General features: G+C 67.3%; 11 protein-coding genes. 5 read left to right on the plus strand and 6 right to left on the minus strand.

Translation table 11 applies throughout. From position 1 onward, the window contains the following. Positions 1 to 831: an ABC transporter ATP-binding protein gene (locus tag CEW88_RS20485; protein WP_108970216.1), complete on the minus strand. Its 831-nt coding sequence runs from the start codon at positions 829 to 831 to the stop codon at positions 1 to 3. A gap of 11 nt (positions 832 to 842) precedes the next feature. Further along, complete coding sequence (locus CEW88_RS20490; RefSeq protein ID WP_108970217.1) at positions 843 to 1,643, minus strand: creatininase family protein; 801 nt, start codon at positions 1,641 to 1,643, stop codon at positions 843 to 845. Positions 1,644 to 2,054: 411 nt separating this feature from the next. Between CEW88_RS20490 and CEW88_RS20495 the strand changes: the two genes are divergently transcribed. From CEW88_RS20495 to CEW88_RS20505, 3 genes are all read left to right on the plus strand, one after another. Beyond that, positions 2,055 to 2,966, plus strand: coding sequence for a helix-turn-helix domain-containing protein (locus CEW88_RS20495; protein ID WP_108970218.1), 912 nt, complete (start codon positions 2,055 to 2,057; stop codon positions 2,964 to 2,966). A 47-nt stretch (positions 2,967 to 3,013) separates the two neighbouring features. Further along, positions 3,014 to 5,149 (plus strand): TonB-dependent siderophore receptor, encoded by a 2,136-nt coding sequence (locus tag CEW88_RS20500; protein ID WP_108970219.1) that lies wholly within the window; start codon positions 3,014 to 3,016, stop codon positions 5,147 to 5,149. A gap of 101 nt (positions 5,150 to 5,250) precedes the next feature. Further along, a complete protein-coding gene (locus tag CEW88_RS20505; protein ID WP_108970220.1) occupies positions 5,251 to 6,951 on the plus strand; it encodes an ABC transporter ATP-binding protein in 1,701 nt (566 codons plus the stop codon). Between the two features lie 75 nt (positions 6,952 to 7,026). Here the strand turns inward: CEW88_RS20505 and CEW88_RS20510 are convergent, their stop codons facing one another. The 4 genes from CEW88_RS20510 to CEW88_RS20525 are packed head-to-tail and all read right to left on the minus strand — an operon-like array spanning position 7,027 to position 9,584. Next, positions 7,027 to 7,677, minus strand: a complete 651-nt coding sequence (locus CEW88_RS20510; RefSeq protein WP_108970221.1) for a MotE family protein — start codon at positions 7,675 to 7,677, stop codon at positions 7,027 to 7,029. A gap of 5 nt (positions 7,678 to 7,682) precedes the next feature. Continuing rightward, positions 7,683 to 8,063 carry a flagellar motor switch protein gene (locus CEW88_RS20515; protein WP_108970222.1) on the minus strand — a complete coding sequence of 127 codons (381 nt, stop codon included), beginning with the start codon at positions 8,061 to 8,063 and terminating at the stop codon, positions 7,683 to 7,685. Further along, positions 8,047 to 8,988 carry a flagellar motor switch protein FliM gene (locus CEW88_RS20520; protein WP_108970223.1) on the minus strand — a complete coding sequence of 314 codons (942 nt, stop codon included), beginning with the start codon at positions 8,986 to 8,988 and terminating at the stop codon, positions 8,047 to 8,049. Before CEW88_RS20520 ends, CEW88_RS20515 begins: the two co-directional genes overlap by 17 nt. After that, entirely contained in the window at positions 8,985 to 9,584 is a 600-nt protein-coding gene (locus tag CEW88_RS20525; protein WP_108970224.1) for a flagellar basal body-associated FliL family protein, read from the minus strand. Before CEW88_RS20525 ends, CEW88_RS20520 begins: the two co-directional genes overlap by 4 nt. Positions 9,585 to 9,731: 147 nt before the next feature. Here CEW88_RS20525 and fliF point away from each other — a divergent pair, with 147 nt between their 5' ends. Next, a complete protein-coding gene (gene fliF, locus CEW88_RS20530) occupies positions 9,732 to 11,423 on the plus strand; it encodes a flagellar basal-body MS-ring/collar protein FliF (RefSeq protein WP_108970225.1) in 1,692 nt (563 codons plus the stop codon). Further along, the gene (locus CEW88_RS20535; RefSeq protein ID WP_108970226.1) at positions 11,420 to 12,088 is read left to right on the plus strand and encodes a FliH/SctL family protein; all 669 of its coding nucleotides are present in this window, start codon (positions 11,420 to 11,422) and stop codon (positions 12,086 to 12,088) included. Before fliF ends, CEW88_RS20535 begins: the two co-directional genes overlap by 4 nt. The last annotated feature ends 1 nt before the right edge of the window (position 12,089 follow it).

Below are 12,089 nucleotides of genomic sequence, written 5' to 3' on the forward strand. Positions count from 1 at the left end.
TCAGTGGTTGAGGTCGACATCGTCCATGGTCCCTTCGAGTGCATCCGACACGAGACGGCAGGTCTCGGCATATTCAGGCGTGGTGCGGTAGTGTTCGTCGCGGGTGGTGGCATCGGGCAGCGCGATGTCATGCACCACCCGGCCCGGGCGCGGTGCCATGACCACGACGCGGCTCGACAGGTAGACGCTCTCGAACACCGAGTGGGTGACGAAGATGACCGTCAGCCCGTTGCGCCGCCAGAGGTTGAGCACGTCGTTGTTCAGCTTGAAGCGGGTCATCTCGTCGAGTGCCGCGAAGGGCTCGTCCATCAGCAGCAGCTTGGGCTTTGTCACCATGGCGCGGGCGATCGAGACCCGCATCTTCATGCCGCCCGACAGCTCGCGCGGGTAGCTGCCGCCAAACTTGGCAAGACCCACCATCTCGAGCGCCTCAGTCACCTGCGGCTCGGCCTGCTTGCGGTTCAGCCCGCGCAACTTCAGCGGCAGGTAGACATTGTCGAACACCGTGGCCCAGGGCATCAGCGTCGGCTCCTGGAAGACGAAGCTGACGTCACCGCCCTGCACGCCCCCCGAGGTGCCCGCACCGCCCGGCGCGTGGCCGTTGACGGTGATCTGACCCGACGAAGGCGCCAGAAGCCCCGAGATCATCCGCAGCGCCGTCGACTTGCCACAGCCCGAGGGGCCGAGCAGGCTGACGAACTCGCCCTGCCGAATGGTGAGATCCATGTCCTGCAGCGCCAGCGTTCCGTTGTCGAAGCGCTTGAAGACGTGGGACATCTCGATCTGCGCAGCGCCCTGCACAGAGGCGTGTGCTGTGGTGTCGAGGGGCATGGGCGGGCTCCTTACCAGTCGGGTTGCGTGTCGAGCCGCGACAGCGGTGCGCGGTCGATCTCGTCGAAGATGTCGAGGAGCCGGGCGACCGCGTGATCGAGCGTCGCCGCGCCCTTCTCGGCGCTGGCCAGATGGGCCTCGCCGCAGGCCCCGGCACTGCTGAGATCCTGCGTCAGCCAGGCGGGTTTTGCGGGGCCGGGCAGCGCGATCGAGGGGGTGTCCCGTGCCCAGATCTCGGCCTGCGAGGGAAAGTCGCGGGCCTCGGACATGTCGACGTTGCCGGGATCGAGCGCCAGCATCACCGAGGTTTCCATGTCGCCCGCGTGGATGCCATGGCGCAACTCGCGCTCCGAGAAGACCCCCTCGGGCATCCCGGCGGCGAACCAGCTCAGGGCAAAGGCCATCATCTTGTGTTTCTCGCGCAGCTCCCGGGCAACGATGTCCATGGCCGGGATATTGCCGCCATGGCCGTTGAGCAGGACGATCTTGCGCACGCCCGAGCGCGCCACGCAGGCGCCGATCTCGGTCCAGACCCGCAGCAGCGTCTCGGCCGAGAGCGTCAGGCTGCCCGGATAGGCGCTGTGCTCGTTGCTCTTGGTCACCGCCTGGGTCGGCAGGAAGACCACAGGGCTGTGATCGGGCAGCGCGCCCGCAAGACGCGAGACCACACCCTCGACCGAGGCGGTGTCGACGGACATGGGCAGATGCGGGCCGTGCTGTTCGATGGCGCCGAGCGGCAGCACCGCGATCAGCTTCTCGCGGTCGAGCGCGGCAAACTCCCTGCTGCTGTAATCCGCCCAGTATCGTTTCATGCCCTGCTCCTTCGACAGCCCTCGCCGCACCACGGTGATTTGCGGTCTCATAGCGAATGATCAAACCATTTGGTATGAAAACGTCGGATCGGGCAAGAGAACCTAGGGTTTGCCTTGGATTTCACCGAAATGGTGCCTTCGAACTGTGCATTTTTCCGGGGCGCGTCTAGAGAACGCCGGCGAACCGAGCACACATCCGGCAGGAAACAGGGACCCGGGCGATTCGTCCGACGCGGCGTCGTGAATGCTGGGCGACTTGCTTGACTAAATTGGTTGGTTTTCCTAGAAGTCCAAACTGACCGGCGTTTCGCTCCGGCGCCCGCCGCGCCTTTCCTGCCCAATGTCCCCGCCGGCACCCGGGTGCGCCACGCCCCGCGGCCGCGCCTCCCCGCCTGACCGACGCGAGCCGCCATGACCTTCATGCCCCGCATGACATCGCAGACCCGAGCCATCAGCCCCACGCGCCCGCTGCGCTGGCGGCGCTGGGGCGCTGCCATCGCCGACGTTTGGCATGTGCATGGCGAGGCGGGCGCGGGCGGCTTCTACCGCTCACCCGACCCGCGGCTGGTGGTGTTCCTCGGCGCGCAAGTCGGGGCGCTGCGGCTGCGCACCAGCCCGCACGGGGCATGGTTGGAGGGGATCGGCGCCTTCTATATCCCCGCCGGCATGCCACTCTGGAGCGCCCTGCCCGAAGAGCGAGACTATGCCCATCTCGACTTTCACCTCGAGGCCGGACCGCTGGCGCAGCGGTTGCGTGCCGCGGGCGGCGCGCGGCGGATGGACGAGGCGCATTTCCTCGCTGCCGAGAACCGCACCCAGCCGCTCGCCGCGCTTCTGGCCGAAGAGGTGCAGAACCCGTCCCGCCCCGACATCATGCTCGACGGGCTGCTCTCGGCGCTGCTCTGCGAGGTGCTCGACCTTGGTGCGACCGTGGCGGAGCCGCGCCGCGGCGGTCTGCCGCCGCATGTGATCCGAGATCTGCGCAGCCATGCCCTTTCGGCGCTGCATCGGCGGATCGAGGTGGCCGAACTGGCTGAGTTGGCGGGCCTCTCGGAAAGCTGGCTCACCCGGGCCTTCAAGCAGAGCCTCGGAACCACGCCGCAGCGCTGGCTGACACAGCTTCGGGTCGAGACGGCGATGGGATTGATGACCGACACGCCGATGGGGCTCGCCGAGATCGCCGCCGCCGTGGGTTTCGCCGACCAGGCGCATCTCACCCGCGCCTTCCGCGCCGCGCAGGGAGAGACCCCCGCCGCCTGGCGAAAGGTCAGAACGCGCGCGATTTCTTCAAATCACGGCAGTCTCGTTCAAGCGCGGCTTTAAATCCCGAGATAAATACTCGGAAAAAAATCCGTATTCTGGAACGTGACATGACAAGTACCCTCCGCCTGCCTCTTCTCGCCAGCGCCAGCCTGCTCGCCCTCGCCGGGGCCGCACAGGCGCAATCCACCGCAGACCTCTTTGACCTGGGCGAGCTCGTGCTCGAGGGCGGCTACGATCCGTCGGACCCGGTGCCGGGATATGTGGCCACCACGGCGCAGACCGCCACCAAGACCGGCACGCCGATCCTCGAGACGCCGCAGTCGATCTCGGTGATCACCGGCGAGCAGATCGAGGACCAGGGCGCGACCACGCTCGGAGACACGCTCGGCTACACCGCCGGCGTCACCGCGCAGCCCTACGGCACTGACCCGCGCTTCGACGCGCCGACGATCCGCGGCTTCAACGGCGGCAACGCCCAGTATCTCAACGGCCTGCGCCTGCTGCGGGAACGCGGCGCGCCGTCGTTCGAGGTCTACTCGCTGGAACGTGTCGAGGTGCTGAAGGGCCCGGCGTCGGTGCTCTACGGCGCGGGGATCCCGGGCGGCGTGATCAACCAGATCCAGAAGCGCGCCCAGTTCCTCAGCTTCGGCGAGCTCGGCGTCGGCGCCGGTGAGCCCAAGGCGACCGAGGGCTTCATCGACTACAACCACGCCTTCAGCGGCACCTTCGCCGCCCGCGTCACCGCCGTGGCGCGCGACAGCGAGGAAGACGTGGAGGAGCTCGAGAACAGCCGCCGCTACCTCGGCCTCGCCACCCGCTGGCAGCCGACCGCGCAGACCTCGCTGCAAGTCCTCGGCGCCCGGCAGAAGGACAGCCCGATCACCCCCGCCGGTGTGCCCCATGACCTGCTCGGCGCGGCCGACGACGAGGACCTGCGCGACTTCTACGCCGGCGATCCCGGTGATGACGAGAGCGATCGCGAGATGCTCAACCTCGGCTTCGAGCTGAGCCACGAGCTGAGCCGCGACTGGTCGGTGGATGCGAACTTCCGCTACCAGAAATTCGACTGGGACTATACCGGCTTCTACGTCAACAACCCGGTGAGCGACGGCGATACCATCACCCGCGGCGCCAATGGCACGAGCGAAGCGAGCTTCTCGCAGAACCTCGACCTGCGGCTCAACGGTCAGCTCGACACCGGCGCAGTGAACCACCGGCTGGTGCTCGGCCTCGACATGCGCCGCTACGGCATCGACGAGACCACCGACTTCCTCAACGCCGATGCGATCAGCTTCTCGAACCCTTCCTACGGCGGCGCGAACCTGAGCGCCCCGTGGTACTCCGAGACCAATGACCTCACGCTCGAGCAGGTCGGCCTCTACATGCAGGACGAGCTCGCTTTCGGCAACTGGCGCGCCTCGCTGGCGCTGCGCCATGACTGGGCCAGCCAGACCGGCACCGCCTCGACCTGGATGGACTGGGCAGGCGCCATCTACGAGAGCAACACCGACATCGACCAGGACGACGAGGCGACCACCGGGCGTGCCGGTCTGAGCTACGTCTACGCCAACGGTCTCGCACCCTACCTGAGCTACACCACCTCCTTCGATCCCGAGATCGGCGTCGACAACAGCGGTACCCCCTTCGAGGCGACCGAGGGCAAGCAGTGGGAAGCCGGGGTGAAATACCAGCCGCTCGGCTTCAATGGCTTCTTCAGTGCGGCGATCTATGACCTGCGGCAGACCAACGTGAAGACCCCGGTCACCGACGACAGCGGCATCGGCGACGAGCGGCAGGTCGGCGAGGTGCACTCGCAGGGTCTGGAATTGGAAGCCTCGGTCGACCTCGACGGCGGCTGGAACCTGCGCGGCGCCTATGCCTGGAACCGCGCCGAGCAGGAGGGCGGCGACTATGATGGCTTCGACATGCCGAACGCGCCGCTGCACAACGCCAGCCTCTGGGCGAACTACAGCTTTGCCGCTGGCTCGGCGCTGGACGGGCTCACCCTCGGCGGGGGCGCGCGCTACATCGGCGAACGCTACGGCGACGCGGCCAACCTCTACCACATGGACGACGTGACCCTTCTGGACCTGCAGGCCTCTTATGCGGTGACCGACGACATGCAGGTCTCGGTCAACGTCAGCAACCTCACCGACGAGGCCTATGTGGCCAACTGCGGCTCCTTCGGCTGCTACTATGGTGACGGTCGCACGGTTCAGGCCCGCCTGACCTACAAGTGGTGATCCGTTTCGCCTGACAAGCCGGGGCGCCGCGTCTATGGATGCGGGGCCCCTTTCTGCCTTTGCCCGGCAGGACCGCGCCACGACCCCTAGGAGACAGCCAGATGCTGCGCCAGTTCTTCGCCTACTACCGCCCGCACATGCGGCTCTTCTGGCTCGACTTCGGGTCGGCCGTGATCTCGGGACTGCTCGAGCTGGCTTTCCCGCTGGCCATCGCCGGATTCATCGACCACCTGCTTCCCGGCGGTGACTGGACGCTGACGCTGCTCGCCGCTGTCGGGCTGGTTGTTGTCTACCTGATCAACGCGGGGCTGATGATCGTGGTCACCTACTGGGGCCACAAGCTTGGTATCAACATCGAGACCGAGATGCGCAGCAAGGCCTTCGCGCATCTCACCAAACTGAGCTGGGGGTGGTTCGACCGCGCCGAGACCGGCAAGCTCGTGGCCCGGGTCACCCGCGACCTCGAAGAGATCGGCGAGGTCGCCCACCACGGCCCCGAGGATCTGTTCATCGCCATCATGACCTTTGCCGGCGCCTTTGGCCTCATGGCCTGGATCCACCTGCCGCTGGCGCTGATGACGCTGGTGATCGTGCCGGTCATGGTCTGGCTGATCGCCGTCTACGGCGGGCGGATGACCCAGACCTGGCAGGCCATCTACAGCCGTGTCGGCGCCTTCAACGTGCGGCTCGAGGAAAGCCTCGGCGGCATCCGCGTGGTGCAGGCCTTTGCCAACGAGCCGCACGAGCGCGCGCTCTTCGAGCAGGACAACCGCCGCTACCGCGAGACCAAGCTCGACGCCTACCGCATCCTCGCCAAGCTCACCGCGCTGCACTACAGCGGCATGCGCATGGTGCAGGTGGTGGTGATGGTGGCCGGCGCGGGCTTCGTCTTCAACGGCACGCTGTCCGAGGGCGGCTTCGTCGGCTTCCTGCTGCTGGTCAACGTCTTCTTCCGCCCGCTCGAGAAGATCGCCGCGGTGATGGAGACCTACCCGCGCGGCATCGCCGGCTTCCGCCGCTACACCGAACTTCTGGCCACAGAGGCCGACATCACCGACGCGCCGGGCGCCATCGAGGCCCCGAGGTTTCGCGGCGAAATCACCTTCGCCCAGGTCAGCTTTGCCTATGACTGCGCGCGCGGGGTGCTGCACGAGGTCTCGCTCGACATCCGCCCGGGCGAGACGGTGGCGCTCGTCGGCCCCTCGGGTGCGGGCAAGTCGAGCCTGATGGCGCTGCTGCCGCGGTTCTACGAGCCCACCGGCGGCGAGATCCGCATCGACGGCGTGCCGATCCACAAGATGACCCTCGCCTCGCTGCGCAGCCAGATCGGGCTGGTGTCGCAGGACGTCTTCCTTTTCGGCGGGACGCTGCGCGACAATATCGCCTATGGCAAGCTCGGCGCCACCGAGGAGGAAATCCGCGCCGCCGTCGCCCACGCCCAGCTTGCCCCGCTGGTCGAGACCCTGCCAGAGGGGCTCGACACTGTGGTCGGCGAGCGCGGCGTGATGCTTTCGGGCGGGCAGCGGCAACGTGTGGCGATTGCACGCGTGTTCCTCAAGAACCCGCCGATCCTGCTTCTCGACGAGGCGACCTCGGCGCTCGACCGGACCACCGAGCGCGAGGTGCAGGCGGCGCTGTCGCGCTTGGCAGTGGGACGCACAACGCTGGTCATCGCCCACCGGCTCAACACCGTGCGCGACGCCGACCACATCGTGGTGCTGGAACAGGGCCGCGTGGTCGAACGCGGCAGCCACGACGTGCTGATCGAGGCTAAGGCCGCCTACTACGAGCTGGCGAGCTGAGCCCGCTCCGATCCCGCCAGACATGAGAACGCCGGCCCAAAGACGAGGGCCGGCGCTTTCACGAGGGAAAACCGATCAGAGACGGATGTCGTCGAGCCGCTGATCGCCCGGCAGCTTGGAGCGTTCGAGGATGATCTGCGAGATCGCCCGCGCCCGCACCGGGTTCAGCGCGGCCATGATCGGCGCCGCGTCGCGCTCGTTCATCGTGCCGAGAACCATGACCGAAACCTCGATGTCGAGATCGTCCATGATGGTCGCCGCATCCTTGGGCTTCATGTTCCGGTAGAGCGCCACCAGCCGGTCCACGTCGGAAGTGTGCGCCGCCTTGACCTTCTCCAGCAACCCATCGAGCTCGACCTTCAGATCCGCGAGCCGCTGCTGCTCGATCTCGAGCGTCTCGCGCGCCAGCTCGATTTCGGCCTCGCGCTGCGCGTAGCGGTCCTTCTGCGCCAGCAACAGCTCGCGCTCGGCGCGGATCGAGGCCAGCAGCTCTTCGGGACCGCCTTCGCAGAGCATTGCCGGATCCGCCGCCGCCGCCGTGGCCGCAGCCGGTACAGGGTCCGGCTCGCCGCTGGCGGCCGCGGAAGCGGCACCGACGAACATCGTCTGCTCGGCTTGCGGCGGCTCGGCGACCGAGGCCAGCTTGGGTTCGTTGGCAAGGGTCACGCCGATCTTGCCGATCACGGCGACCGCAAGACCCACGAGCAGGAAGGTGATCGGGCGCATCCGGCTCACGCCTCCCGGTTGCGCACGGTTTCGAAGAAGCCGCGCACCAGCTCCGACTTGCCCGACACAGAGGCGGTGCCGGTCGGCCGGTTCGGCCGCTCGCGCGAGGTGCGGAACGACGGCGCCTCGCCACGGGCGGCGTCGCTGCGGCTGACTTCGGGCTCGCGCTGGCGGCGGCCACGACTGTCCGCAGCCTGCTCACCGGCGGCCCGCAGCGCGGAGACCGCGCTTTCGGACTTGTCCACCGCGGCAGAGAAGCTGCCGATCATCGGCTCGAGCTCGCGCAGCGCCGCCATCAGCACGCGCACGCGGCGATCCACCACCCAGGCGTAGGTGAGCGTGCCGACGAGGAGCACCAGTATGGCCATGTCAATCAAGAAGGACATTGGGCAATTCCTCTTCTTCGTACAGTTTTTCCGAGACCTTCAGCGCGATCTTGCCGTTCTTGCGCCGGCCGACCTCGGCGCGGGCAATGGTCTTGCCGGTCACGCAGATGGTCACCGGATCATCCACCTGCATGCCGAGGTCGAGGATCTGTCCCGGCATCCAGGACAGCACCTCGCGCAGGCTCAGGTTGGTTTCCCCCAGCACCGCGGCGACCGGGATATTGGTCGTTCCGAGCTTCTCGGTCAGCTTCATACGCCAGCCGGTGTCGCCGCCCAGCTGGCCGCCGGTGAACTGCTGCGACAGCACGTCGCCAACCGCGTCGAGCGCCGTGGTCGGCAACAGGAAGACCATCTCGCCGACCCGATCCTCGATGTTGATCCGCAGCACCGCGCGTGCGCAAGAACTGGTCGGCGGCCCGAGCATCAGCGCCTTGGGGTTGGTTTCGAGATGGCCGATCTCGAAGCGCACCGGCGTCACCTTCTCGAAAGCCGCCGACAGCTCCGCGAGCGTGCGCTCGCAGAACGCCTTGCCGATCCGCTTCTCGATGCCGGTGAAGGTGCGCGGGCTGCGCGGGCTCTCTGGCACCGTGCGGCCCCCGAAGGTGATCTCGAGGATCGAGTAGAGCAACTCCGGGCGCAGCGCGGCGGCGATGGTGCCGCCCCATTCCACCGCCTCGGTGACGCCGATCAGCGCGGGCTCGGGCAGCGAGTCGATGGCGTCCTGGCATGTCAGGTAATCCATCTTGGCCAAGGTCACGTCGACCACCGCCCCAAGGTAGGTCTTCAGCGCCTGCGAGAGCGATAGCGCGAACCGGTCGAACACCACCTCGAGCATCGGCAGGCGCGCGTAGGAGCGCTTGGCACGCTCGACGATCAGCTCCTCGACGGCGCGGGTGTCGATCACGAATTGGCTCTGCTCGTTCATTGGATGATCAGGTCCGCGATGAGAAATTCCCGGGGCGCCTCGCTGTCGGTGATCGCGCGGGCGCGGCGCAGCAACTCCGCCTTGAGCCGGGCGATGCCGATCGAGCCCTGCAGATCGCTCTCGTTGAGCTGCCGCAGGTAGTCCTGAAAGCTGTCGCGCATGAACAGCTGGCGGGTTTCGATCGTCGCGGCCCCGGCGATGCTGTTGTCGTAGACCAGCGCCAGGTTCAGCTTGAGAAAGCGCGAGGTCTGCCGCCCGGTGGCCGTGGTGGCGGTGATGTTGACGATGATCTCCTGGAACGGCAGCACGATGATGTTCTCGGGCTGCTTGGGCATGTCCATCAGCTGCGTATAGCTGGAGGCCCCGGAACCAGACGCTGAGGCCGTACCCTGCCCCGACGCATCCGTATGCGCCGACGAGCTGCTCTCCGGCGCTTTTGTGCCGCTGATCAGCGCCCCCAGCCGGGCTGGCCCCGCTGCGGCGACAAGCCCCGCCAGAAGCGCCACGACACAGGCCAACGCGATTGCGAGCGCGATGACCAGCCCCCCTTTCCGGGAGCCGTCGGATGTGGTTTCCGTCGTCGTCGCGTCAGCCATGAACCGTCTTTGAAAGTGGTATCTAATCTTGATTTACTATGCGTGGAATCTTCGCAGCAAGCAAGCAGAACTTCCGGTATAGTTCTTGATGAGCAAGAACAGTTGTGTTTATTCTTGCGGCGAGCGACACGATAGGGCGCAGGACACGTGCAGGCGATACTGGAAAATCTAAAATCGCTGGGATGGCGGCGACTCTCGGTCCTCGGAGGCACCGGGCTTGCCCTTGTTCTGGCGGTATTTTTCGGACTTTCCGTGATCACCACGCCGGATTACGTCTCGCTCTACCGCGATCTGAATCCGGCCGATGCCGCCCGTATCGTCGACTCGCTCGAAGCCGCCGGGATCCGCAGCCGCACCGACACCGCCGGCACCGCAGTCAGCGTGCCCGCCGAGGACATGGCCCGCGCCCGCATGGAGCTCGCCTCGCTCGGCCTGCCCAGCGAAGGCACACCGGGCTGGGAGCTCTTTGACGAGCAGAGCGGGCTTGGCATGAACAGTTTCATGCAGCGGGTGAACCGGATGCGCGCCATGGAGGGCGAGCTGGCGCGCTCGATCCAGACCATCGACGGGGTCGAGGCGGCGCGGGTCCACCTGGTGCTGCCCGAGCGCGAGCCCTTCTCGCGCGAGCGGCCGAAACCCTCGGCCTCGGTCATCGTGCGCGGCTCGCGCCAGATCGGGATGAAGCAGGCTCATGCGATTCGCTCTCTGGTTGCGTCGGCGGTGCCCAACCTTGCCCCGGCGCAGGTGACGGTGCTCTCGGCCTCGGGCGAGACGATCCTGGCCGACGACGGCGAGGCGGGCAGCGAGGCCTCGCTGCAATCGGCCCGCGCCCAGATCGAAGACCGGCTCAGTCAGCGCATCACGCAGATCCTCTCGGCCCGTGTCGGCGCGGGGAACGCGCGGGTGACGGTGAGCGTCGATCTGTCGAGCGAGCGGCAGGTGGTGCGCGAGCAGAGCTACGATCCCGACCAGCGGGTGGTGCGCTCGACCGAGACCCGCGAGGAAACCACACAGGACCAGCGCGCGGCCAGCGGCGAGGTCGGCGTGGCCGACGACGTGCCTGCGGCACTGGCCGACGCGGTGCCCGGCAGCAACACCAACAGCTCGAACACCAGCAACGAGATCGTCAACTACGAGATCGGCGGCAAGCAGGTCGAGACGGTGCGCGAGCCCGGAGACGTAGAGCGCATGTCGGTGGCGGTGCTGATCAACGGGATCTACAACGTCCAGCCCGACGGCTCGGTGGAATACGAGGAACGCAGCGCCGAGGAAATCGCGCGGCTGCAGGCGCTGGTGCAAAGCGCCATGGGCTTCGACGAGAACCGCGGCGACACGCTCGAGGTGGTGAGCCTGCGGTTCATGGATTACTCCATGGACGTCGGCGAGCCGGTATCCCGCAGCTTCGCGCAGGTCATTACCGACAACCTCGGGACCATCCTGCGCGGGCTCTTCGCGCTGGGTCTGGTCGCGGCGGTGCTGGCTTTTGGCGTGCGCCCGGCGCTGCTGCGTCTGATGGAGGCGAACAGGCCCGCAACCGGAGAGGGCCCCGGCGGGCTGCCCGCGCCTGAAGCAGCCGCCCTGCCCGGTGCCAAGACGCCCCCAGGCCTTCCCGGCCAGCCAAACGCACCCCCGATCCAGGCTCTGCGCGAAGAGCAGGTCCACAGCGGCACGGTGCTCGACCCGCTGCCCGAGGGCAGTGCCGAGATGGTCTCCTTCGCCTCGGTGCAGGGCGGCGTACAGCGCGGTTGGATCAATACGGTCGGCCAGCTGATCGAGGATGAGCCCGAGGACGCGATCAAGGTGCTGAAAGGCTGGCTGGCAGAGGGGACCGCGACATGAGTTTCATCTTCGACCGCAACTTCGATGCCGAGGCCGAGGCGCAGCGCCGCGGCGAGCAGGCCAAGGTCGGCGCGATCTATACCCGCGCGGAGTTCGATGCGGCGGTGGCCAAGGCGCAGGCCGAAGGCTTCGAGGCCGGGTTGGCGCAGGGCCGTGACGAGGCCGCGAGCGCCGCGCAGCAGAGCACGAGCGCACGTCAGGTGACCGCCGTCGAGGCCATCGCGCCCGCGCTCCAGGCGCTGTTTGCCGATGCCGACCATCACCACGCGGTGCTCGAGTCGCAAATGGTGGGCTTTGCGCTTTCTGTGTTGCGGCAAGTTGCCCCGGCGGCGAGCGCCGCGCTGGCCGACCAGGAGGCGCTGCAGGAGGCCCGCGGCGCGGTGCGCATGGCGCTCGGCGCCGCAGAGCTGAAATTCCACTTCGCCCCCGAGGTCACGGAAAGCTGCGCCGCCGAGATTCAGCGCGTCGCGCGGCACGCCGGTTTCGGCGGACGGATCGAGGTGAGCCCCGACCCCGCGCTGGCAACGGGCGATGTGCGTGCCGAATGGGACCACGGGGTGATGCACTATAGTTTCAATGACATCTGCCAGCGCATCCTCGGCGCGCTCGAGGACAGCAAGGCACGCATCGACGCAAGCGTCGGGCAGGATCAGGCAGGAGAATAAG

This window comes from Alloyangia pacifica (genome assembly GCF_003111685.1).
Taxonomy (GTDB): domain Bacteria; phylum Pseudomonadota; class Alphaproteobacteria; order Rhodobacterales; family Rhodobacteraceae; genus Salipiger; species Salipiger pacificus_A.

Bases quoted from the DNA above. Each gene is read 5' to 3' on its own strand.
- CEW88_RS20485 (WP_108970216.1), bottom strand. From the start codon at position 831: ATGCCCCTCGACACCACAGCACACGCCTCTGTGCAGGGCGCTGCGCAG.
- CEW88_RS20490 (WP_108970217.1), bottom strand. From the start codon at position 1,643: ATGAAACGATACTGGGCGGATTACAGCAGCAGGGAGTTTGCCGCGCTC.
- CEW88_RS20495 (WP_108970218.1), top strand. From the start codon at position 2,055: ATGACCTTCATGCCCCGCATGACATCGCAGACCCGAGCCATCAGCCCC.
- CEW88_RS20500 (WP_108970219.1), top strand. From the start codon at position 3,014: ATGACAAGTACCCTCCGCCTGCCTCTTCTCGCCAGCGCCAGCCTGCTC.
- CEW88_RS20505 (WP_108970220.1), top strand. From the start codon at position 5,251: ATGCTGCGCCAGTTCTTCGCCTACTACCGCCCGCACATGCGGCTCTTC.
- CEW88_RS20510 (WP_108970221.1), bottom strand. From the start codon at position 7,677: ATGCGCCCGATCACCTTCCTGCTCGTGGGTCTTGCGGTCGCCGTGATC.
- CEW88_RS20515 (WP_108970222.1), bottom strand. From the start codon at position 8,063: ATGTCCTTCTTGATTGACATGGCCATACTGGTGCTCCTCGTCGGCACG.
- CEW88_RS20520 (WP_108970223.1), bottom strand. From the start codon at position 8,988: ATGAACGAGCAGAGCCAATTCGTGATCGACACCCGCGCCGTCGAGGAG.
- CEW88_RS20525 (WP_108970224.1), bottom strand. From the start codon at position 9,584: ATGGCTGACGCGACGACGACGGAAACCACATCCGACGGCTCCCGGAAA.
- CEW88_RS20535 (WP_108970226.1), top strand. From the start codon at position 11,420: ATGAGTTTCATCTTCGACCGCAACTTCGATGCCGAGGCCGAGGCGCAG.